General features: G+C 36.9%; 25 protein-coding genes, 1 pseudogene and 1 riboswitch. Of the genes and pseudogenes, 23 read left to right on the top strand and 3 right to left on the bottom strand.

From position 1 onward, the window contains the following. The first annotated feature begins 63 nt into the window (after positions 1-63). The 3 genes from U9M49_RS06370 (at position 64) to U9M49_RS06360 (ending at position 1,872) form a co-directional block, all read left to right on the top strand. Positions 64-834, top strand: coding sequence for a hypothetical protein (locus U9M49_RS06370; RefSeq protein ID WP_322909506.1), 771 nt, complete (start codon positions 64-66; stop codon positions 832-834). A 79-nt stretch (positions 835-913) separates the two neighbouring features. Then, the gene (locus U9M49_RS06365) at positions 914-1,486 is read left to right on the top strand and encodes a TlpA disulfide reductase family protein (RefSeq protein ID WP_322909505.1); all 573 of its coding nucleotides are present in this window, start codon (positions 914-916) and stop codon (positions 1,484-1,486) included. Positions 1,487-1,560: 74 nt separating this feature from the next. Continuing rightward, on the top strand, positions 1,561-1,872 hold the full coding sequence (locus tag U9M49_RS06360) for a hypothetical protein (RefSeq protein ID WP_095372929.1): 312 nt from the start codon (positions 1,561-1,563) through the stop codon (positions 1,870-1,872). Positions 1,873-1,923: 51 nt separating this feature from the next. Here U9M49_RS06360 and U9M49_RS06355 read toward each other — a convergent pair whose 3' ends face one another. After that, positions 1,924-2,670, bottom strand: coding sequence for a glucose 1-dehydrogenase (locus tag U9M49_RS06355; RefSeq protein ID WP_322909504.1), 747 nt, complete (start codon positions 2,668-2,670; stop codon positions 1,924-1,926). Between the two features lie 205 nt (positions 2,671-2,875). Here U9M49_RS06355 and U9M49_RS06350 point away from each other — a divergent pair, with 205 nt between their 5' ends. From U9M49_RS06350 to U9M49_RS06305, 10 genes are all read left to right on the top strand, one after another. Continuing rightward, positions 2,876-3,496, top strand: a complete 621-nt coding sequence (locus U9M49_RS06350) for a TetR/AcrR family transcriptional regulator (protein ID WP_095372931.1) — start codon at positions 2,876-2,878, stop codon at positions 3,494-3,496. A gap of 250 nt (positions 3,497-3,746) precedes the next feature. Continuing rightward, positions 3,747-4,730, top strand: coding sequence for a LacI family DNA-binding transcriptional regulator (locus U9M49_RS06345; protein WP_263624248.1), 984 nt, complete (start codon positions 3,747-3,749; stop codon positions 4,728-4,730). Between the two features lie 23 nt (positions 4,731-4,753). After that, complete coding sequence (gene rbsK / locus U9M49_RS06340) at positions 4,754-5,662, top strand: ribokinase (protein WP_095372932.1); 909 nt, start codon at positions 4,754-4,756, stop codon at positions 5,660-5,662. Then, positions 5,637-6,026, top strand: a complete 390-nt coding sequence (rbsD, locus tag U9M49_RS06335; RefSeq protein ID WP_307313342.1) for a D-ribose pyranase — start codon at positions 5,637-5,639, stop codon at positions 6,024-6,026. Before rbsK ends, rbsD begins: the two co-directional genes overlap by 26 nt. Continuing rightward, positions 6,026-7,531, top strand: a complete 1,506-nt coding sequence (locus tag U9M49_RS06330; protein ID WP_307313344.1) for a sugar ABC transporter ATP-binding protein — start codon at positions 6,026-6,028, stop codon at positions 7,529-7,531. Before rbsD ends, U9M49_RS06330 begins: the two co-directional genes overlap by 1 nt. Further along, complete coding sequence (locus U9M49_RS06325) at positions 7,518-8,462, top strand: ABC transporter permease subunit (protein WP_095372933.1); 945 nt, start codon at positions 7,518-7,520, stop codon at positions 8,460-8,462. Before U9M49_RS06330 ends, U9M49_RS06325 begins: the two co-directional genes overlap by 14 nt. A 39-nt stretch (positions 8,463-8,501) precedes the next feature. Beyond that, positions 8,502-9,434, top strand: a complete 933-nt coding sequence (gene rbsB / locus U9M49_RS06320) for a ribose ABC transporter substrate-binding protein RbsB (RefSeq protein WP_095372934.1) — start codon at positions 8,502-8,504, stop codon at positions 9,432-9,434. A 142-nt stretch (positions 9,435-9,576) separates the two neighbouring features. Beyond that, positions 9,577-10,137, top strand: coding sequence for a hypothetical protein (locus U9M49_RS06315; protein WP_322909503.1), 561 nt, complete (start codon positions 9,577-9,579; stop codon positions 10,135-10,137). A gap of 107 nt (positions 10,138-10,244) precedes the next feature. Next, the gene (locus tag U9M49_RS06310) at positions 10,245-10,442 is read left to right on the top strand and encodes a hypothetical protein (protein WP_095372936.1); all 198 of its coding nucleotides are present in this window, start codon (positions 10,245-10,247) and stop codon (positions 10,440-10,442) included. 89 nt (positions 10,443-10,531) lie between these two features. Further along, the gene (locus U9M49_RS06305) at positions 10,532-10,996 is read left to right on the top strand and encodes a hypothetical protein (protein WP_095372937.1); all 465 of its coding nucleotides are present in this window, start codon (positions 10,532-10,534) and stop codon (positions 10,994-10,996) included. A 113-nt stretch (positions 10,997-11,109) separates the two neighbouring features. Here the strand turns inward: U9M49_RS06305 and U9M49_RS06300 are convergent, their stop codons facing one another. Beyond that, the gene (locus U9M49_RS06300; protein WP_322909502.1) at positions 11,110-11,532 is read right to left on the bottom strand and encodes a hypothetical protein; all 423 of its coding nucleotides are present in this window, start codon (positions 11,530-11,532) and stop codon (positions 11,110-11,112) included. A gap of 434 nt (positions 11,533-11,966) precedes the next feature. Then, positions 11,967-12,109, top strand: a riboswitch (FMN riboswitch). Positions 12,110-12,369: 260 nt separating this feature from the next. Between U9M49_RS06300 and ribE (U9M49_RS06295) the strand changes: the two genes are divergently transcribed. The 4 genes and pseudogenes from ribE (U9M49_RS06295) to dapF all read left to right on the top strand — a co-directional run bounded on the left by ribE (U9M49_RS06295) (position 12,370) and on the right by dapF (position 15,244). Next, entirely contained in the window at positions 12,370-13,011 is a 642-nt protein-coding gene (ribE, locus tag U9M49_RS06295; protein WP_095373660.1) for a riboflavin synthase, read from the top strand. Positions 13,012-13,021: 10 nt separating this feature from the next. Then, a pseudogene (ribB, locus tag U9M49_RS06290) lies at positions 13,022-13,612 on the top strand (3,4-dihydroxy-2-butanone-4-phosphate synthase); the annotation flags it as partial. Positions 13,613-13,658: 46 nt separating this feature from the next. Continuing rightward, on the top strand, positions 13,659-14,126 hold the full coding sequence (gene ribE, locus U9M49_RS06285) for a 6,7-dimethyl-8-ribityllumazine synthase (protein ID WP_095372940.1): 468 nt from the start codon (positions 13,659-13,661) through the stop codon (positions 14,124-14,126). A 128-nt stretch (positions 14,127-14,254) separates the two neighbouring features. Continuing rightward, complete coding sequence (gene dapF, locus U9M49_RS06280; RefSeq protein ID WP_095372941.1) at positions 14,255-15,244, top strand: diaminopimelate epimerase; 990 nt, start codon at positions 14,255-14,257, stop codon at positions 15,242-15,244. A gap of 311 nt (positions 15,245-15,555) precedes the next feature. On the opposite strand, the gene ligD is transcribed toward dapF, so the two are convergent. Further along, complete coding sequence (ligD, locus tag U9M49_RS06275) at positions 15,556-16,761, bottom strand: DNA ligase D (RefSeq protein ID WP_322909500.1); 1,206 nt, start codon at positions 16,759-16,761, stop codon at positions 15,556-15,558. 111 nt (positions 16,762-16,872) lie between these two features. On the opposite strand from ligD, the gene U9M49_RS06270 reads away from it, so the two are divergent. The 6 genes from U9M49_RS06270 (at position 16,873) to U9M49_RS06245 (ending at position 23,081) form a co-directional block, all read left to right on the top strand. Next, positions 16,873-17,778 carry an RNA ligase family protein gene (locus U9M49_RS06270; RefSeq protein WP_095372944.1) on the top strand — a complete coding sequence of 302 codons (906 nt, stop codon included), beginning with the start codon at positions 16,873-16,875 and terminating at the stop codon, positions 17,776-17,778. A 94-nt stretch (positions 17,779-17,872) separates the two neighbouring features. Beyond that, positions 17,873-18,127, top strand: coding sequence for a spore coat protein (locus U9M49_RS06265; RefSeq protein WP_233435229.1), 255 nt, complete (start codon positions 17,873-17,875; stop codon positions 18,125-18,127). Between the two features lie 195 nt (positions 18,128-18,322). After that, entirely contained in the window at positions 18,323-19,183 is an 861-nt protein-coding gene (locus U9M49_RS06260) for a Ku protein (RefSeq protein ID WP_095372946.1), read from the top strand. Positions 19,184-19,249: 66 nt separating this feature from the next. Then, positions 19,250-19,891: a phosphatase PAP2 family protein gene (locus U9M49_RS06255; protein ID WP_095372947.1), complete on the top strand. Its 642-nt coding sequence runs from the start codon at positions 19,250-19,252 to the stop codon at positions 19,889-19,891. Positions 19,892-19,906: 15 nt separating this feature from the next. After that, positions 19,907-21,397 (top strand): glycerol kinase GlpK, encoded by a 1,491-nt coding sequence (glpK, locus tag U9M49_RS06250; protein WP_322909499.1) that lies wholly within the window; start codon positions 19,907-19,909, stop codon positions 21,395-21,397. A 37-nt stretch (positions 21,398-21,434) separates the two neighbouring features. Next, complete coding sequence (locus U9M49_RS06245; protein WP_095372949.1) at positions 21,435-23,081, top strand: glycerol-3-phosphate dehydrogenase/oxidase; 1,647 nt, start codon at positions 21,435-21,437, stop codon at positions 23,079-23,081. Positions 23,082-23,286 lie beyond the last annotated feature (205 nt).

The raw sequence follows: 23,286 nt of genomic DNA, 5'->3' as shown, positions 1-23,286 counted from the left end.
TTCCTTCGTTCTATAATAGATTGGTAGTAATACATTTATTGAGAGAATCGGGGTAGGAAGTTCATGAATATTCAGCAATATTATCAGCAATCAGCACAAGCCTCTCTTAATGGTAGTTTAGTTGCGTGTATACCACTATGGATATTAGTCATATATCATAGTTTCTTTCAGGAGATTAGCGGGCTTCTTTGGTGGTGTTTACCCTTTGTTTTATATAGTGGGATGTCTTATCAAAGCTATGTGTTAGCAAATAATCAAGCAAAGATAAGTTCATATGCATCAACAAATAGCAAGCAAAAAAATATATTTTCACAAAGGGAATTTCTTATAGGTTTTTTACCAGCACCGAATTTAAGATTATTATTATTTAATAGAGATGGTAGAACGGCTGCTGAAATTCGTGATTTAGCTTTTCATAAGTGGCGCTGGTTTTTGCCTACATTTGTCGACCGCTGGATTTATAGAAATCGCTATGCTTTAGTTGTTGATCAAAGGGTGCTTGCAATAATTACAGTGCGAAAACACAATATCCAGATTGATTATAACAGTAATACGATTCTTCTCCACAATGACAATAATAAACGCTTTATTTGTCAAAAAGATAGCCGAGCTTATACGCTAAGGTATGAACGGACTTTTATGAATCTATTGGTTCAATCTGAGAATGGAAGGGAGCTTGGGAAATTACAAAAAGGATGGATTCCGAGAGAATGGATGGAATCGTTCAAGGTAAACAACACCCCCTTTTTAATGATGAATCAACCTTTGCCCGCTGATGAACAATTAATTTTTTATAGTTTATTGATCATGTATGTAAAAAACATTCAACATTGAAGTAAAAGATTCGCTAAAGTTGTCTCAACTATAGTATGATTAAGACAGTTTTGAAAAGTGTTCTAAGTTGAGGTGTTCTATGAGAAAGTTTTTAATCATTGCGGCTTCATTACTTATTATTTTATTAATCGTAGATCGGACCATTCTAAAGGACAAAGGTTTATTGTCACAAGTACAAATTGACCAATATGAGGAAATAGAAAACCCTGAAAATGTAGCTGTTGGCCTGGAAATTGGTCAGAAGGCACCTGAAATCCAGTTGGAAACACTGAATGGTGAGTCATTTCAACTAAGTGACTATGAAGGAAAGAAAATATTACTTAATTTTTGGGCAAGCTGGTGCGGACCTTGTGAAGAAGAAATGCCTTATATGGAAAAAGTTTATAAAGAATATAAAGATGACGGATTTGAAGTCATAGCTGTAAATATGACCAAAACGGAAAGAAACGAAACAAATGCCGCTGATTTCGTGAAAGCGAATGAACTATCCTTCATCATACCAATGGACCCTGAAGGCGTTGTCTTAGATAACTATGAGGTGATTGCCTACCCAACTAGTTACTTCATTGATTCGGATGGGATTATTCGAAATAAAGTATTAGGTGCGCTAAATGAAGACTTCTTGGAAAAGGAAATTTTACGTTTACCATAGAGGATGTTTTCTAAAACGAATGTGTGGGTATAAATGTATAATAATATTAGATTAAGCAATAAGGATGTGGCAAATTGAGTACATCAACAATACTAAAATGGATAACAGGTGCATGTGAAGCATTTCTTGGCATTCCTTTTCTAGGAGGAATTTTTATCCTCGCAAATGGATGGGTGCCACTTATTGTTATGTTTTTCCTTCATGTAATCACACTTGTACTATCCGTAAGAGCTGGAGAAAACAAGTACGGTAGTATCACAGGTATCATTACTTCTATTATTGGTTGGATTCCGGTAGTTGGAATGATTATGCATATTATTACAGCGTTGTTATTATTTGTAGATGCTGGTCTTAGTTCAAAACAAAATAAAACAAAAGTATATTAAATGAAACGAGCCGATGAAATCAGTCACGGCTCGTTTTTAGATTAGGCTTTATTATATGGCAGTCCAACCGCCGTCAATCACTAACTCTGTACCTGTAACAAATCTTGCCTCATCTGATGCTAAGAAAAGGACACCGTAAGCAACATCTTCAGGGTTGCCGAAATAAGGCAACTGCGTATAAGTTTGATAGAACGGTAAGGCAGATTCCATTGAAGGAGCTGTCATTGGGGTCGAAATAATCCCAGGATGTACAGAATTGACTCGAATATTTTCTTTTCCATATTCTATTGCTGCAGATTTGGATAATACTCGTAAAGCACCCTTAGCGGCTGTATATGGACTTGTCCCTGCCATGCCAACTATACCGCCGATGGAAGAAATATTGACAATGGAACCGCTGCCATTTTTCTTTAATTCGGGAATGACATATTTCATGCCGATTACACAACCATTTAAGTCGATTTCTAAAATTTTATTCCATTCATCCATTGACATATCCTCTAGAGTTTTGGGAGAAGCGACACCAGCATTGTTAATCAGGATATCTAGTTTACCAAATTGTTCAATGGCTTCATTTATAACTGCTTGCCATTGTTCTTCAGACGTCACATTATGGGCAAGGGCAATCGCCTCACCACCTGCTTCTTTTATCTCTGCAACCACTTTATTTAAAGTTTCCATTTGTAAATCAGTCGCTACTACTTTAGCGCCTTCTTTCGCGAATAACTTTGCTTCTGCTGCACCCATCCCGTTAGCTGCTCCGGTAATAATGGCTACTTTTCCTTCTAACCTTTTCATGATATACCCCCATTTGGTAAAAACTTAGACAATATCGTACGATTTTTAATACAACTAGTTGCTTTATCAACAATCCGTTGATAATCTGATTATATCAACTGATGAAAAAATGAAGCAATGAACAAAAAAGTTGAGATCGTTGTATACTCAACAGTTCATACAAATTTGTTTAAAAATAAGAATAATTAATACAAGGAGCAGAAAAATGTCGAAAAAAGAAAAAGTCGATCCCCGTGTAGTAAGAACAAAGCGAATGTTAACTGACGCCCTTATTTCTTTAATAGAAGAACAAGGTTTTGAAAAAGTAACGGTGCAGGCAATTACAAAAAAAGCGATGCTGAACCGCGCTACTTTTTATCTCCATTTTACAGATAAATACGATTTGCTTGAGCAAAGTACAGATGACATGATTGATGAGTTAAAAGAAGCAATGAAGACTTCTTTTGTAGCAAGTAAGGGGACGTATGATACTGAATCACCAAATGAAAGCTTTATTCAATTATTTGCGCAAATTGGCACATATGATTACATATATAGAGTGTTGCTGTCTGAAAGTACAATGCCTCATTTTCGTGATAAACTAACAGCTGTGTTGAGCGAATTTATTGCAGATGGCATGACCGTTATGCAACCAGATGATGACTTATTGACTATACCAAGAGAAATGGCCATACGCTTCTACGCTTCTGCGTTTTTAGGTGTGATTATATGGTGGTTGAAAAATGATTGTCCGTATACCGCTAAATATATGGCTGCGCAACTCATGAAAGTTACCATTCAAGGACCGTATAAACAAGTGGTGATAGAACAGAAATCCTCTCTATAAAAAGGAGGGATAAAATAAAGTTGACAAAATTTTAATAGATGGTAAACTAAATTTGTGTAAACGGTTACAGATGAGTGTGTAACGCGTTACATATCAAATAAAATAGTTTTTCTGAAATATGTAACCCGTTACATGCCTTTCCTAGTCATGAGAGAATAACGCTTCAGATAGTGAGTGTCTAATATGTAACGGGTTACATACTACCTTTTAATATAAGTTTAATAATAAGAGTATTAACAAATGTAAGGTGATGATTCATATAGCCACAATTAAAGAAGTAGCAAAGTATGCAAATGTTTCTGTTGCGACTGTATCGAGAGTGATAAATAAAAAAGGATATGTCCAAAAGGAAACGCAAACAAAAGTGGAAGAAGCGATCAAAGCACTTAACTACCGACCTAATAATGTAGCGCGTAGCCTATTTAAAAAGCAGTCAAAAATGATTGGGTACATTGTCCCTGATATTACAAACCCATTCTTCCCACAACTTGTCCGCGCTGTGGAAGATGTGACAGTAGCACAAGGGTATACTACTTTTCTATGTAATAGTGATGACAATTTAGAAAAGGAACTGATGTATTTAAATAAAATGGCGGAAAACTATATTGATGGCGTAATCATTGTATCCAATCATATGAATGAAAGCCATCTCGCCAATTTACAGATCCCGGTAGTTGCACTTGACCGTGTGTTCCATGAAAGTATTCCCTCAGTGACGATAGATAATTATCAGGAAGCGAGAAGGGCAGTTATGCATTTAGTTGAAAATGGCTGCGAGAAAATCGCCCATATTAGTGGACCAGAAAATATTATCAATTCCCAACTGAGGAAAAAAGCATACCAAGATGTCATGATGGCACTAGAAAGACCTGTGTATATAAGTGAAGGTCATTATCAAATGAAAACAGCCCAAGAAGCTACATTTCGTCTCCTGCACGAACAGAAGGACATTGATGCCATATTCACAGGTAATGATGTGATGGCAGTTGGTGCCCTAAAGGCATGCACAAAGCTCGGGATTAATGTACCGAAAGAACTTCAAATCATTGGTTTTGATGGAATTGAGTGGACGGAAACTGTTTCACCAGAAATTACAACCATCGCTCAACCAATATATGAGATGGGGAAAAAAGCAGCAACCATGCTTTTGAACCGTATCAACGGAAAGGAAGAAGGTCAGGATCATATTGTATTCCCGACCGAACTAAAAATAAGAGAAACAACAACGCATTAAATCAGAAGAAGGAGAGTGATTAGATGATTACAGTAATCGGAAGCATCAATATGGATCTAGTCACGGTAACAAGTATAGACCCGTCAATGGGTGAAACCGTGATGGGAGAATCATTTTTTACTGTGCCAGGTGGTAAAGGAGCAAACCAAGCAGTGGCTGCAGCTAAGCTTGGAGCGAATGTGAAAATGATTGGTAAAGTCGGCGATGACCCTTTTGGTCAAGAGTATATGAATTATTTTAATGACATGCATATCAATACGGAAAGTATCCAAATAGAAAAATCTGTACGTACTGGAACAGCAAGCATAACAGTGTATAACCATGATAATAAAATTATTGTTGTACCTGGTGCCAATCATTTAATGACAAGTGACGTTATAGAAGCATATCGCGATGATATTTTAGCGAGTGAATGGGTGCTTCTGCAATTAGAAATTCCATTGTCTGCCGTAGAAAAAGTACTAGAGATTGCGGCAGAGGGCAATGTCGGTGTCATTTTAAATCCAGCTCCCTTCCATCATATTCCTTCTCATTGGTTTGAGTTAGTAACTTACCTCACACCGAATGAATATGAAGCGAAACAGTTATTCGAAGCATATGCAAATGATACAGAGGCAACGGAACTACTGAAAAAAAAGCTTGTCATTACAAAAGGAAATGAAGGTGCCGCGTTCTTTAAAAACGGGGAACTTATGACCATTCCTGCTGTTAAGGTAAAGGCGGTTGATACGACTGGAGCAGGAGATACTTTTAATGGCGCTTTAGCGGTTGCCCTTGATGATGGCTTAACAATAGAACAGGCAATTACGTTCGCAATAAAGGCTGCAGGTTTATCTGTAACGAAAATGGGTGCACAAGTAGGAATGCCGACAAAAGCTGAAATTGAAAAAATGGAAGTGAATCATCATGAAGAAACAAGGAATGCTGAATAGTGATATAACAAAAGTCATCAGTGATATGGGACATACAGATACAATTGTTATTGCTGATTGTGGACTACCTATCCCAGATGGTGTAAAAAAAATTGACCTAGCTCTAAAGCTAGGGACACCTTCCTTTTTAGACGTCTTAAATGAGCTTGAAAAAGAATTAATGATAGAGAGTGTCACATTAGCAACTGAAATTAAAACAGATAATGAACCGTTATTTTTAGCAATTAAAGACAAGTTCTCTGATTGTAGCTATGTCTCGCATGAAACATTTAAGAAAAAAACGGAAAAAGCAAAGGCGATTATACGAACTGGAGAAGCTTCCCCTTACGCTAACATCATATTAACGTCAGGAGTGATATTTTAATGAAGCAATCATCAATAATAGAAATGAAGAATATTCATAAATCCTTCTATTCGGTGGAAGTACTCAAAGGCGTTGATTTTGACTTGAGAGCTGGGGAAATCCATGCGCTTATGGGTGAGAATGGGGCAGGGAAATCGACCTTAATTAAAATCCTTACAGGCATTCATGAAAGCAATCAAGGTGAGATTTATTATAAAGGGAATAAGGCCGTATTTTCTTCACCGAAAGATGCAGAAAAAAATGGTATTGCTGTCATTCATCAAGAGTTAAATATTATTCCTTATTTAACAGTGGCTGAAAATATGTTCTTAGGTAAAGAATTAAGTACTTTCGGTTTATTAAAGACGAGAGAGATGAATGTAAAAGCAGAAAAGCATTTAAAGCGCTTAGGCATTGAAATGGATGTAAAACAGCCTGCTGGAGAACTTTCCGTTGGACAACAACAAATGATTGAAATTGCAAGAGCAATCGCTGCCAATTCTGAAGTTCTTATCATGGATGAACCAACAGCCGCTTTAACAGATAGAGAGATTGATACATTATTTTCCGTTATTGATCAATTGCGAAAAGAGAATGTGGCAATCATTTATATATCTCATCGCATGGAAGAGATTTTTAAAATGTGTGACCGTATTACGGTTTTACGAGATGGTCAATCAATAGGAACGAAATATACCACAGACACCTCATTCGATGAAATCGTGAAAATGATGGTTGGTAGAGAAATTGGTGAGCGTTACCCGGCTCGGACGGCAACAATTGGTGATGTTTTTTTCAAAGTCGAGAACTTAAGTGTGAAAGATCATTTTTCTAATATTTCATTTGATGTTAGAAAAGGTGAGATACTTGGCGTCGCCGGTTTAATGGGAGCTGGAAGAACGGAGATCATGGAAGCGATTTTTGGGTCACGAAAGAAATCGTCTGGGAAGATATTTTTGAATGGTCAAGAACTACACATTCGTGCACCAAAACAAGCAATTGCTGCCGGTATCGGTTTCATTACAGAAGACCGTAAAGATGAAGGTCTTATACTTGGATTAAGTGTAAGGGAGAATTTAGCCGTTCCTAATTTAAAAGCGCTTTCGCAAAGTGCCATTATGTCTACTAAAAAGGAAAAAGCTTTCTCCAAAGAAATGATAGACAAGTTAAAAATTAAAACAGCCGGTCCAGAACAAGAAGTTAAGAATTTAAGTGGTGGGAACCAACAAAAAGTGGTCTTTGGAAAATGGCTTGGAATCGATCCAACACTGTTAATTTTGGACGAACCTACTCGTGGTGTGGATGTAGGAGCAAAAAAAGAGATATATACGATTATGAATGAAGAAACAATGAAGGGCCATTCCATTATTATGGTCTCATCTGAGTTACCAGAGATACTAGGTATGTCAGATCGTATTATGGTGATTCATGAAGGGAAAGTAGCCGCCATTCTGGAAAAAACAGATGCGACTCAAGAAAAAATTATGGAAGCAGCAACAGGAGGGACAAAGCATGAACAAAATTAGTAAAGGCATCGGCTCCATTCAAAAGCTAGGACCGGTTTTAGGCTTACTGCTCATCATTATTATTTTATCGGTTATGAGTCCAAGCTTTACAACAGCTGACAATATACTGAACGTATTAAGACAAGTTTCAATCAATGCTTTAATTGCGTTTGGAATGACATTTGTTATCTTGACAGGGGGAATCGACTTATCTGTCGGTTCGATTTTAGCGCTATCTTCCGCACTTACTGCAGGTATGTTAGCTAGTGGTATGGATCCGGTAATTGCGGTTCTTCTCGGTTTATTAGCAGGTGCTTTAATGGGACTTGTCAACGGCGTAATTATTGCAAAAGGTAAAGTCGCTCCTTTTATTGCAACATTAGCGACAATGACAATTTTCAGAGGGTTAACACTTGTTTATACAGAAGGTCGACCAATAACTGGTCTATCTGATGCTTTTAGCTTTCAAATGATTGGTAAAGGTTATTTTCTCGGGGTACCATTTCCTGTTGTTACGATGCTGTTAGCTTATTTATTTTTATACTTCTTGCTAAAGAAAACAACTTTTGGTCGCGGTGTTTATGCGATTGGTGGGAATGAAGAAGCCGCTAAGCTCTCTGGTTTAAAAGTGGATCGCTTGAAAATGGGTGTTTATGCGATTTCAGGATTATTTGCTGCAGTTGCCGGAATTACGTTAACTTCTCGTCTTGACTCTGCACAGCCAACAGCTGGTACAAGCTACGAATTAGATGCCATTGCGGCAGTTGTTCTTGGTGGGACAAGTCTTTCAGGCGGACGCGGATGGATCTTTGGTACATTAATTGGTGCTTTGATTATTGGTGTACTTAATAATGGTTTGAATTTATTAAATGTATCATCTTTCTACCAACAAGTGGTGAAGGGCGGCGTCATTCTATTAGCTGTACTAATTGATAGAAAGAAAGCTGCTTAACATATATGATTTGCAAACCTATGAAGGAGGAATACTCAAATGAAAAAAATATGGAAGCTTCTTACTTTGGTTTTAGTAGTCGCTTTATTAGGTGCATGTTCATTAAATAATGGGGCTGATGATAATGAAGCAACTGATAATGATGAAAAAGCATCAGGAGAAAAAACAATTGGTCTATCGATTTCTACATTAAATAATCCTTTCTTTGTTACACTACGTGATAGTGCAGAGGCGAAGGCAAAAGAGCTTGGTTATGCGATTAAAACAGTAGATGCACAAGATGACCCAGCAACACAAGTAAGTGATATTGAGGATTTAATTCAACAAGGTGTTGACTTATTAATTATTAATCCAGCTGATTCAGCAGCGGTTGCTTCTGCCATTACATCAGCTAATAATGCAGATATCCCGGTTATTACTGTTGATAGAAGTGCAGAAGGTGGCGAAGTTGTCGCTCACGTAGCTTCTGATAATGCAGAAGGGGGTAAAATGGCAGGAGAATTTATCATTGAACAACTTGATGGCGAAGGAAAAGTAGTTGAACTTGAAGGGATCCCTGGTTCATCGGCAGCACGCGAAAGAGGTGCGGGTTTCAATGAAGCCATTGAAGCATCTGACAATGTGGAAGTAGCAACAAAACAATCTGCGAATTTTGATCGTGCAGAAGGCTTAACAGTAATGGAAAACATCATCCAAAGCAATAAAGATGTCCAAGCTGTATTTGCTCATAATGATGAAATGGCACTTGGTGCTTATCAAGCATTAACGGCTGCTGGATTGAAAGATGTCATTGTTGTCGGGTTCGACGCAACAGATGATGCCATTGCTGCAGTTGAAGGTGGCGATATGGCAGCAACAGTCGCTCAAAAACCAGACAGAATGGGCGAGCAAGCTGTAGAAATAGCCAAAAAAGTACTCGATGGTGAAACGGTGGAAGAATTTATCCCTGTTGAGTTAGAGTTAATTAAATAAGGAAATGATTGAATGAAGCACGTGTAGATTCTGCTTAAAGGTGGAATGAGCACGTGCTTTTTTATTTTCTAAGTGAACGCAGGTTAAGGAAAGAAGTGTGAAAGAAATATATAAGCGGTTAGTATGAAATGAGTGTATAATTATGGTAATCATTATATTTTGTGAAGAAGCGAGTGGTAGAATGATCCCTGCAAATACTTTCGGTGTTGATATGACGAACGCCGCAACGCCTTATTTTCAAGTAGTGAAAGACAATCGAATTCGGTTCGGTTTAGAGACATTCAGGCAACATCCAGGTTTAGCGAAAAGCTTATTTCATCATCTATTTCCTATAGAGGAAAAGTTAGATATGACGTTTATTTCTGGTTATCAAGATATTAATAGCACAAGGGTAAGGAGAGAAAAGTTAAATTTACGGCGGTTTTTTAAAATAAATAATTGGTCTAATGAAGTAGTTTGGCAAGAAGAGATGAGCAGTTATTTTGTCTTTTCAACAGTAAAGAACGTCAAATCATCTGCGTTTTTTCGCTATAGCCTTAAAATGATTGATGGTCACACGTCACTCTATATTTGTTTTGTGCATCGTGCTTTTTTATTTTATATTAGTTCTGATGTACTGGATATTGTTGCAAATGCGCATACGATAAGGAGATTAAAAGATCTATTCCCTGAAATGTATGATACTTTCTACGAAGATGAGTAATCTTCTGTAAGACGGATTAGCAAATAGTGTTACCGTCATTAAGAAATTACCGAAAAAACGGTTCTATGTAATTCGATGTCCAACAATTAAAGGATAGGAGAAAAATGATGAACATAAACAGGAAAGATTTACTTAATGCTGCTTGGATTATTGGAATTTGCTTTATATTGGGATCCTGTACTATTGCTGGAGCGATTGAGAGTCTACTAGATAATAGTTTAGGGAATGATGGTCATTATGAACAACAAAGATTCAATGACAATTTTGAAAGGTATATTGAAATACTCGAAAACAAAGGGGAATAAACTGTCAAAAAGAAGATGGTTGACTGAAATATCGCCGGTGGATTGTGTGCTTTCCACAGGTAATAGAAAAAAGTAAACGGGGTGATCAGATGTCTAGCGGTCCAAATAGAATAAATACTTTGTTTGCCGAAAAAGCAGAATACTGGGATTTAGATGATTTACAGATTGATTATTTAAATGAATCCATTACATTAAAATTACTTAGTTGTCATAAACAACAAATTAAGAGAACCTACATCTTCATAAAGGAAGTGATGTCGTTCTTTGTTTATCAAGAGCCTAATGTAGGAACGATACGCTTAAATGACCGTAGTTTTACTGATGCGAATTTATTAAGCGAAATTAGTTATCACAAGAATGGTTTTGGTCATATAAAAATTGAAAGTTTAGAATCAGATTTGAAAGAAATCGAAAAATTACATGCTAAAACTAATTTTTACTTTCAAGTAAATAATAAAGACTCATTTTTTATTGAAGCCAATAGTGTGCAAATCAATGATGAACGGTTTGTAAACCTTTTTGCAGATAGTAGAACACTGAAATATTGTGAATGAAGCAAACTTTATGGAGTGTGATGAATTTATTATAGAAAGAATTGGAGCTATTTTTAGATAAAAATACTGTCAGCAATATTAATAGCGCTATTTGCTTTATGCAAATGATAATATTAAAACGGTAAGATGAAAAAGCGTTTCTTTCTTTCTAGTTTTATTTCCTCATCAAATTCCTTGTTTTCGTATGTCCATTTAATTTGTAAAGAGTAATTAGCATATAACGGGGCGTCTCCAATACTGACAAATTCAATAACATCTCCCTGAGGAAAATCACTTGGCTTATCGTATAAAGTGACCATTTCCTCTCCAGATTTAAATACCAAAAAATTCAGAGTAGGGAGATTGGTCCCTCCTAACCAAGTTGCCTCTCCTTTCCAAATCCCTTTAGGGTTAGGAGAATGATGAGGGCTATATTCCGCTCTCCAATTTCCATCGGAGCTCTTTCCTTTTAGTACAATTGGTTGCTTACAAGAATAAATCATCCAAGACACTAAAATTAAAGGAAAGATGAAAATAATAATTAATTTTCTATTCATAGATGGGCTTCCTTTTATAGTTGGATTTTGTAATTTTTATGTTATCTTTATGTCCTGATGAATAGTTATTTACAAAAACACACCTTCTTTTCTATGTAATTTAATAGAAATAATGTATTTAACTGTATTTAACTGTATTTTATATCATACATAGATGAATTGACAACTTTAAGGAGTAAAGAAAAAATTGAGGTAGGGTTTTGAAATATAATATTAGATATATAACTATTATCCTTTTTCTGTCTCAAATGTTAGGGTGATGGTTTATTTTAGTTTTCTTTATGTATAATCTCCTATTTAACACTCTTTCTATTGATTAATTACTTATTTACATTTATCCTATATTTAGATACTGTAATAAGAGCAGGGGAATCTTTATTTATTTTAAAAGTATTAGATACTGTCTGTTCTCTATAGTATCAACAATTTAATAGAATATCCTTCGGGGCAGGGTGAAATTCCCAACCGGCGGTGATGAGGGTGACCTCTTAGTCCGTGACCCGGGCTCAGGAATGAGAACGGTGGATTTGGTGCAATTCCAAAGCCGACAGTATAGTCTGGATGGGAGAAGGATGCGTGTGTGTAAAAACGTTCAAAAACAGTTGATTTTGACGTTTATTTGGCCATGATTACTTTTCCCGTATACGTATTCGTATACGGGTTTATTTATTCATGAGTATTTTAAAAAGGGTGGTGATGATATGGGATAACGATAAGTGTGAGTCCAACTCTTTTTGTAATTTTCAACAAACTCTCCCGATACCGCGTATTTGCCCCGAGCGGAAAATTTCAACTTTTACTTAAACGAATAAATCTTATGCAGAGAGGTTGATCATTCTGTTTACAGGTATTATCGAAGAAATCGGTACTGTACAAAGAACGATTCATCGTGGATCTACTATTCAATTAGTGTTCAATGCTACAAAGATTATGGATGATATCCATATCGGTGATAGCATCGCTGTGAACGGTGTTTGTTTAACAGTGACCGAATTCCAACAAAGAAGTTTTACAGCAGATGTGATGCCAGAAACTTTTCATGCGACATCGCTTTCCTCTTTAAAAGTAGGAAGCAATGTGAATTTAGAAAGAGCGATGTTAGCAGGAGGAAGATTTGGCGGCCATTATGTAAGTGGTCATGTGGATGAAACGAGAAAAATTTTAAAAAAACAAAGACAAGAAAATGCGATTTATCTTTCAATTTCACTATCAGAGAAGTATCAGCATCTAATTCTACCTAAAGGATCTGTTGCTATTGATGGCACTTCATTAACAGTGATGGAGGTAGGGGATGGTTATTTTACGATTGCGTTAATTCCTCATACAGCTGAAGAAACGGTGATTAGTGAAAAAAAGCCAAATGATACTGTCAATATCGAATATGATTTATTTGCTAAATATGTATTTGCCTTTTCAGACACATCGAAACGTGAAAGAAATTTCGAACAGTTATTAGAGAATAATGGATTCTTAAGTTAGGAGGGAATATATGAGTCACTCAATTGAAGAAGCGATTGCTGACTTGAAAATGGGAAAAGTGATTATCGTTTGTGATGATGAGAATCGTGAGAATGAGGGTGATTTTATCGCTGTTGCCGAGTATGCTTCAGCTGAAACAATCAATTTTATGGCGACAGTGGGAAGAGGGCTTATTTGCGTGCCGATTGAGCAGTCAATCGCCAAAAAATTAGACTTGCATCCGATGGTAACTAATAATACAGACAGCCATCAAACTGCTTTTACTGTAAGTATTGATTATAAAGAGACAACGACTGGTATAAGTGCATTTGAACGGTTTTTAACCGTAGAAAAAATGTTAGACGACAAAACACAAGCATCAGACTTCAATCGTCCAGGTCATATTTTCCCCCTTATAGCGAAGGATGGTGGCGTCCTTGAGCGTTCAGGCCATACGGAAGCGGCAGTAGATTTAGCAAAATTGGCTGAGGCAAGTCCGGTCGGGATTATATGCGAGATTATGAAAGAAAATGGTGAAATGGCTAGAGTAGCAGAGTTAGAGAAAGTAGCAGAAAAATATGATTTGAAGATGATTACGATTGAACAATTAATATCTTATAAGCAATCACAATTATTATTAAACTAATCTAATTTAGGAGTGAAGTAGAATGAATACAATACTAGAAGGACATTTAATTGGAACGGGAATAAAGGTAGCTGTTGTTGTATCACGTTTCAATGAGTTTATTACAAAAAAATTATTAGATGGTGCATTAGATAGCTTCAAGCGTCACGATGTGGCTGAAGAGGATATTACGGTAGCTTGGGTACCAGGAGCGTTTGAAATTCCTCTAGCTGCGAAAAAACTTGCGGAAAGTGGCGAATACGATGCGGTTGTTGCCCTTGGAACAGTTATTAGAGGGGCAACACCACATTTTGATTATGTGAATGCAGAGGTAGCCAAAGGAGTGGCAGCAACTTCATTACAAACTGGCATTCCAGTAATTTTTGGTGTGTTAACAACTGATTCTATTGAACAAGCGGTTGAGAGAGCGGGTACAAAAGCAGGCAACAAAGGCTGGGATGCAGCTGTTAATGCGATTGAAATGAGTAATTTTAATAAACATTTTCGTTAAAAATAAATTTTCTTTGCTCCCTCTTTCTTTTTCTCGTTATAATAATATTACGTTTATATTCACATGAACAATGGTAAAAACATGTATAGAAGATAAATGAAGAGCCTAAAAGAGAAAGAGGGTTTATGATGAAATTAGAATTAATTAAATGTCACGGTTCGGGAAATGACTTTTTTATTATTGATGAAATGGAGCAGTCCTTCGGGTGGAGTGATGAAGAACGAGCGAAATTAACGATTAGTCTTTGTAATCGTGGCAGTGAGCTCGGTGCGGATGGGATTTTATTTATATTAGCCAGTGAAGTTGCTGATGCAAAAATGCGCGTATTTAATGCAGATGGTTCAGAAGCTTCCATGTGTGGTAACGGTCTTCGTTGTGTCGCGAGGTATGTTTGTGAGAAACTGAAAATCAAAGAGGCGACAATTGATACGATGAAAGTAACCCTTCATGTTAGTAAAGAAAGCGATATTTATAAAGATATCCCTACTTACAAGGTAGAAATTTCACCGGTGTCATTTGATGTTGCTACTTTACCACTTCACATCAATCAGCACCAATTAGTCAATGAAAAGATGGAAGACCTTTCGGAAGATATCGCTTTTACTGCTCTTTCTGTACCTAATCCCCATCTTGTTGCTATTGTCGAAAAAGAACAGATGCAATCAGATATTCAAGAAGAAATAAGTTTGTATGTCAACGGAGAAAATGATTACTTTCCTGATGGTGTAAATGTGAGTTTCGTCAAACCACTACCAGAAGGTGGGATTTTTGTTCGTACGTATGAAAGAGGGGTGGGCTTTACGAATGCATGTGGGACAGCGATGTCGGCTTCAAGTTTAGTCACATGTCTGCAAAGTATCAATACCTATGAGCAGCCGATTGAGGTTTATAACAATGGTGGTAAGGTCCGTTGCATTGTTCATAAGCAAAATGATAGCTTTACAATCGACCTTATTGGTAATGCTAGCTTTGTCTATCAATGTACAATTGAGATAGATATAAATCATCCAGGGACATTTACCGTCGATAATAGCGAAGAATATATTGAAGAAATGATGCAATATGCGAAGTTGCAACAAGAAGCTTCTGCTTTTTTAACCAAGCAATTAAATGCTTAAGAAATGTTTAAGAAAAAAGGGTTTTGGACCGAAACGGCACTATGAGTAAATAGTGTTGGTTCGGTTTTTTGTTTTTTCATCTGAATAACGCGCAGGAATTGCATTAGCAGGTCGTTTCATATGTGTTTTCGCTCCTTGATGTCGTGCATGCTGAATGAGCAAAACGTTCAAATCAGTTTTAGCTTTTGAGTGATACGTAAACTGAAAAGGCAATCGTTTAAATGCGTTTTGGCTTTGGATAACGTGCATATCAGATTTGCTTAGCTTTCACTTCCTAAAACACAAAAAATCGCATATGCTTGCGTATAGTTTTATCCTTTTAATGAATCTATAATTTTTGCAATCGTGTCATTTTTTGTTTCGAAAAAGGTTGCCATTGGGCAGCGATCAGTTAAACGATACTTGCGAATGTTGTCTAGTGAAAAATTCTTTCGTTGCAGTTGTTTATTTACTTCATCCCAATAGAGTGGGGCTGCTATTATCGCACCTTCTCTGCCTCTAGGAGAGTAAGGAGCAATCATCGTTTTTCCTTCTGCATGCTGTATATAATCGATATATAACTTTTTCCCGCGATTCTTTTTCATTCTTTCTGTCGTAAATAAATCTGGGTTTTTTTCAACTAAATAGGAAGCTATGAACGAAGTAAACAGTCTGGTATCTTCATAAGAAAAATGATGATGCATAATTGGGATATGTACTTGTATTCCCTTACCACCAGTTAATTTTGGGAAGCCGATAATATTTAATTCTTCGAAAATCTTGTTTAGTTTCTGTGCAGCATCAACAGCTAGTAGAAAGTGTGTTTCATCTGGTGGGTCAAGGTCGAACACAATATCAAGCGGATGGTCGCTACCAATTGTTTCAAAAGGGGTATGATACTCTAGTGCTAATTGATTACCTAGCCAAACAAGAGTAGATAAATCATTACAAAGGATATAGTCGATTTCGTCTTTTGTAAAAGAATTCACAAATGACGGTGCATAATCAGGTTTATTCTTCTGATAGAAACATTCTTTCCCTATATAGCCATGTGGATAGCGAATGGTTGTTAACAATCTATTCTTCACAAACGGTAACAACCGTGGAGCGACGCAAACAAGATATGCAATGAGCTGCTCTTTATTGATTTTTGGGTTGTCCCATAACGGTTTTTCTGGGTGGGTCACTTCTATAGAAGAGTCGATATTTGCATTTTCTATCAGTAATCTCTCCCAAGTACATGTTTCCCATTGCTCAGTCGGTAAGAATTGCATAAATTGAGGGTGGATCAAGGTATCCTCAATTATGTCGCGAAAGCAAAGTTGAATACAAATGCTTGGGGAGATGCTGTATTTTACTTGACTTACTTTTTTTCCATTCTTTTGAATCAAGCTGACTAAAATAGCCAATTCTTGTTCATTTAGACCTTCGGAAAATTCGCCCATTGCCTTTACTTTATTTTGATATACGATACTATATTCAAACTGATTAGTTGTAACATTCCAGCCAGTAATAAAGAAACGACCTTTTTTCCTCATATGACCTTCAACCATCCTTTGACTAGATTTTGGTTTACATTCATAAAACCTATTACACATGGTCATAGTATGGTTAGATTAAAAAAAGACATACAAGTGAGGATCGATCCAATGAAGCCAATTATTCCTTTTGAACCAAAAATGACAAATGAGATTCCAAATGGCGATCAATGGATAGCGCAAGTAAAGTGGGATGGTACAAGGATATTGACTTATTATGAAAAAGAGAATTTAAGGATTTTTAATCGAAAAGGAAATGAGCGCACCATCCAATATCCGGAATTACATCAATTACCCTCATTAATTAAGGGGAATTCCTTCATTTTAGATGGAGAGGTAATCGCTTTTCAAGACGGTGTTCCCTCTTTTTATGATGTGATGAGAAGAGATCGGCGGAAGAATACGGTAACAATCAATCATTTACAGACAGAAATTCCTATTACTTATATGATATTTGACCTCTTATATTTTAACGGTAAATGGCTGATTGAAACCCCATTATATAGACGCCAGGAGATGTTGATGGAAATCATCCAGCCAACAAATGAGATTCAAATCGTCCAAAGTTTTAGAGACTGTCAATCATTATATGATGCTGTCATAGAGCAAGGATTAGAGGGTATTGTTTGTAAGGATTTATATAGTGCTTATATATTAGGAGGAAAAGATGAACGCTGGTTAAAAAAGAAAAAAGAACAGGACCTTATTGCTATTGTTGGAGGGGTAACTTATAATGGAGCACTTATTCGTTCAATTGATTTAGGTGTATATAATGAAAAGGGTGAGCTTATTTATATCGGCAGTGCAGGCTCGAGCAAGCTTACTTTAAAGGATTGGCGTGAAGTGACTGAAGTGACTAACCAAATACTTCAGGGAGCAAGTCCGTTTCATAATTATAGCGGCTTATTGAAAAATCATGAATGGCTTTCTCCAATTTTAAAAGTGAAGGTTACTTTCTTAGAGTGGACAAAAGATCATACAATGAGGCAACCAGTCATTCAGTCGTTTGTTTTTTAAATCGTTTTCGGATAGGTTTTTGCCTACAGCAAATTTAGGTGTTTTACATAGTTTATAAGGAGTATATAAAGAGAACGACAGAGGAGGTTAAATGGTGAATCAACACTTTTACCCGGCATATACACAGACTCACTTATATAGAAGGCCTTATGGTGGTCGTCCTGGTTTTGGGGGAGGGCCAGGCTTTGGCGGCCCCGGCTTTGGGAGACCTGGTTTTGGTTTTGGTGGTCCATTTTTAGGTGGTGTAGCGGCAGGTTTATTAGGTGGCGCATTATTAGCACCTCTGGTGTACCCGCCTTATCCACCATATCCTGTATACCCACCATACCCACCTTATCCGGTTTATTAAAAAAATGGCTCAGATTTCACAAACACCACAGATTCAGCTGTGGTGTTTATTGCTTTTATTGCTTGTTTTTTTTGTAAAGACAGTGTTAGATGAAGACATATAAAAGAGATGTAGCTAATCTTACCAACATTGTACGTGTATATGAATAATCCTCAGAGAAAAAATACAATTAATAAGAATGGAGGAGGTTTTCTGATGCACACAATGTGGAAAGGAAGCATTAGTTTCGGTTTAGTCAATATCCCGATCAAATTGCATGCGGCAACTGAAGATAAAGATATTAAATTGCGTAATTTGCATAGTAAATGTCATTCGCCTATTAAGTATGAGAAAGTTTGTCCTGTATGTGATGAACCTGTGGAACAAAGTGATATAGTGAAAGCATATGAGTACACGAAAGGGAAATTTATCGTACTTGATGAAGAGGAATTACAAGCGTTAAAAAAAGAAAATGAAGATAAAGCAGTGGAGATTTTAGATTTTGTCAAAATCAATGAAGTAGATCCGATATATTTTTCTCGATCTTATTATATATCTCCAGGAGATAGTGGATCGAAAGCGTATGCCTTATTAAGGGAAGCTTTGAAGGAGTCTGAAAAAGTGGGGATAGCGAAAATTATCATTCGCGCAAAAGAACAGCTAGCTCTTCTTAGAGTTTTTCACAATACTTTAGTAATGGAAACCATCCACTTTCCTGATGAGGTGAGAAATTTTGCAGATGTGCCTAATATTCCTGCAGAAGAAAAAATAGCCAAAAAAGAATTAGACACCGCATTGTTATTGATAGACCAACTAACGACAACATTTGAACCTGAGAAATATACAGATGAATATCGCCAAGCACTTCTAGAGTTGATTGAAACAAAGAAAAATGGGGAAGAGGTAGTAATAACAAATCAACAGCAACCAAAGACATCCAATGTTACTGATCTTATGGCTGCATTGCAAGCATCCATCGATCAAACAAAACCACCACAACCGAAAAAAGAAAAAGCGACGACGAAGTCAAAAAAGAAAAAATCAACGAGTGCTGCAAAGACAAAGAAGGAAGCATAGTTTTGTTTATTCAATTGGAGAAGTCTAGACTTCTCCAACTTCCTAAAAAATATAAAGGAATGGGCAATGAAAAAATCAACCTTATACATAACGACAAACATCATACTATTCATTCTATTTTTAGGTATGTTTTTGTTTATCGTTTTCGATTACACAAACAATGATCTTGCTTGGTTTGATATGGAGGTCATTCATATTGTCCAGCAAAATGTAACTCCTGCATTAACCACATTTATCGATCGTTTTACTTTCCTAGGTTCTGTGCTGTGGTTTGTCATAGCCACAGTTGTTGTAATAGTCCTTCTTGTCTTAAAAAAGAAGTATGCATTAGCTATTTATATTTGTTTGACATCGGGAGTAGGGGCTCTTTTAAATTGGACTCTTAAGCACTATTTTAAAAGGGAAAGGCCAGATATCCTTCCATTAATTGAAGAAACTGGCTATGCCTTTCCAAGTGGACATTCAATGGGCTCGTTTATATTCTACGGATCGCTTGCTTTTGTCATCATTCATGTAGCTAAAAAGACAAGTATGAAATGGGCTGTAGCAATCATCATGGGGTTACTGATTTTGTCGATTGGGTTAAGTAGGATATATTTAGGTGTCCATTACCCTAGTGACGTAGCGGCTGGTTTTTTGGTCGGAGCGATTTGGTTAATGCTTTCAATTATGGTTTTTCATATGTATGAGCATATATTTAATAAATAAAAGGAGAGGAAAAGGTTGGAAAAATATATTCTTTCATTAGATCAAGGAACAACGAGCTCTCGAGCAATTTTATTCAATCATGAAGGGGAACCAGTACATAGTGCGCAAAAAGAGATTAAACAGTATTTTCCGAAACCTGGATGGGTGGAACATAATGCGAATGAAATTTGGGGAAGTGTACTGTCAGTGATTGCTAGTGTTTTATCAGAGGCAAATGTTACTCCCATTCAAATTGCCGGTATAGGTATTACGAACCAACGAGAAACAACAGTTTTATGGGACAAAGAAACGGGAGACCCCATCTACCATGCCATTGTTTGGCAATCTAGACAAACGAACGACATCTGTAAAGAGCTTAAGAAAAACGGAATGGAAGAGAAGGTGCGTCAAAAGACTGGTCTATTAATTGACCCTTACTTTTCTGGAACAAAGGTGAAGTGGATCCTAGATCATGTGGAAGGTGCACGTGAAAAGGTGAAAAAAGGGGAAGTATTATTTGGGACCATTGATACATGGCTTATATGGAAATTATCCGGTGGTAAAGCTCATGTCACGGACTATACAAATGCGGCAAGAACTCTAATGTTTAATATTTTTGACCTGAAATGGGATGAAGAACTGTTAGATTTATTTGGGGCAAACCATTCTATGATGCCTGAAGTGAAAAGTTCTTCAGAGATATATGCAGAAACGGCTCCTTATCATTTTTTCGGTCAGTCAGTTCCTATAGCCGGCGCAGCAGGTGATCAACAAGCTGCATTATTTGGTCAAGCATGTTTTACTGAAGGTATGGCAAAAAATACGTACGGTACGGGCTGTTTTATGCTCATGAATACAGGTGAAAAAGCAGTACATTCAGATAATGGTCTCTTAACAACGATAGCATGGGGGATAGATGGTAAAATCACCTATGCGCTTGAGGGGAGTATTTTCGTAGCCGGTTCTGCTCTTGGATGGTTACGAGATGGTTTGAGGATGTTAAAGCATGCGGAGGATAGTGAAGATTACGCAACAAAAGTACAATCAACAGAAGGTGTGTATATGGTACCTGCATTTGTTGGTTTAGGTACACCTTATTGGGATAGTGAGGTAAGGGGAGCTATTTTTGGATTAACTCGTGGAACGGAAAAGGAACATTTTATAAGAGCCACTTTGGAGTCACTTGCCTATCAAACGAAGGATGTATTACAAGCGATGATTGAGGATTCGGGGATTGATATCACTTCTTTACGGACGGACGGCGGTGCAGCAAAAAATAACTTTCTCATGCAATTCCAAGCAGATTTACTGGATACAGTTGTTGAACGGGCAAAGATTAATGAAACGACAGCTTTAGGAGCAGCATATTTAGCAGGCTTGGCTGTTGGTTTTTGGGAAAACAAAAAGCAACTTACCAAGAAGTGGGATCTAGATAAAGAATTTCAACCAGAAATGGATGAAAAAGAAAGAGATAAACTGTATCAAGGCTGGCAAACAGCAATCAACGCAACAATGGCATTTAAGTAAGGTACTTCACCATTTGAAAAAACAGGAGGGTACGAAAATGAAATTTTCTGTGAAAAATCGTTCTACTACCATTCAGCATTTAACTAACAATGAGTATGATCTCGTTGTTATCGGTGGAGGTATTACAGGAGCTGGAATTGCCCTTGATGCTGTGACAAGAGGGATGAAAGTAGCTTTAATTGAAATGCAGGACTTTGCTGCAGGAACGTCAAGTCGCTCAACTAAACTTGTGCATGGTGGTCTACGTTATTTAAAACAATTAGAATTTCATGTCGTTTCTGAAGTAGGAAAAGAACGGGCGATTGTGTATGAAAACGGCCCTCATATTACAAAACCAGAATGGATGGTCTTACCTTTTTATCAAAAAGGAACTTTCGGGAAGTTCACAACATCAATTGGGTTGAAGGTCTATGATTTCCTTGCGGGAGTTAAAAGAGATGAAAGAAGAGAAATGTTAAATAAAGAAGAGGTGCTAATAAAAGAACCATTATTGAAAGAAGAAGGTTTACTTGGTGGTGGTCATTATGTGGAATACCGGACTGATGATGCACGGTTAACTATTGAAGTGATGAAAGAAGCCGCTCATCGAGGAGCAGATGTGATTAATTATGCTAAAGTAACTGATTTTGTTTATAGGGATGGAACGATTATTGGTGTTGAGGTGCAAGACCAACTAAGTAATGAGTCTTTTCAAGTTTTCGGAAAAAAATGCGTGAATGCAACCGGTCCTTGGGTGGAACAGCTTTTAGATAAAGATGAGCAAATGAAAAATAAATCTTTAAAACTAACAAAAGGTGTTCATATTGTCATCGATCATTCTATTTTCCCATTAGAGCAAGCTATTTACTTTGACAGTGAAGATGGTCGAATGATTTTTGCTATTCCAAGGGAAGGGAAAACCTATGTTGGAACGACCGATACCTTTTATAAAGGTGATCCTGTGCATCCTTCGATAACAGATGAAGATAGGCAATATTTACTGAACGCAATTAAAGGGATTTTTCCAAACGTGAAGGTGACAGAAGCAGATATCGAATCTAGTTGGTCAGGTGTGCGTCCACTTATTCATGAAGAAGGAAAGTCACCGTCAGAAATTTCGAGAAAAGATGAAATCTGGGTGTCAGAGCACGGTTTAATTACGATTGCTGGTGGTAAATTAACAGGTTACCGGAAAATGGCCGAGACAATTGTAGACAAAGTTTCGTTTATGTTAAAAGAAGAATATCAACTATTGTTTTCAAAAAGTATGACAAAACATCTACCGTTGTCAGGTGGAAGAGTAGGCGGAGCAAAATATTTCCCTACTTTTATTGAATCAAAGAAACAGGAAGGGATAAAAGCTGGATTAAATGGAGAAGAGTCTCTTTATCTCTTAAGGCGTTACGGTTCAAATGCGCCGGTTTTATTCTCTTTGGTTAAGCAATATCATAAAGGAGAGCATCTAATCCCACGAGTCTTATGGTTAGAGCTAAAATATGCAATTGAATATGAAATGGTTGTTTCGCCTGTAGACTTTTTTTTCCGCCGGACAGGCGCATTGTTGTTTAACATTAAGTGTGTGTTCACATATAAAAAGGCTATCATTGAGATCATGGAAGATGAGCTTGACTGGACAGTTGAACAAACACGATCATATACGAACGAACTAAATGAAGTAATTAAATGGGCGACAAACAAAGGGTGAAAAGATCGTGGGTGACGACGGGATATAGTGAGCCTCTCTCATATCCTGTCGTATAAAACCAATGAATTTGACATATATCTACCAAAGTACTATAATAGATTGTGGTATTTGAGATAGAAAGATAGTCGGTAGTCATACGGCTTTTCTTGATGTGAAAGTTACTCTTTAGAGTAAAGTTCGCTAAGCAAGGTTTATAATTAAGAAC

Origin of the sequence: Cytobacillus sp. OWB-43, assembly GCF_034651445.1 — a bacterium.
Lineage (GTDB): Bacteria > Bacillota > Bacilli > Bacillales > Cytobacillaceae > Cytobacillus > Cytobacillus kochii.
The sequence above is the reverse complement of the archived record's forward strand: the minus strand, read 5'-3'. Positions and strand labels throughout refer to the sequence as shown.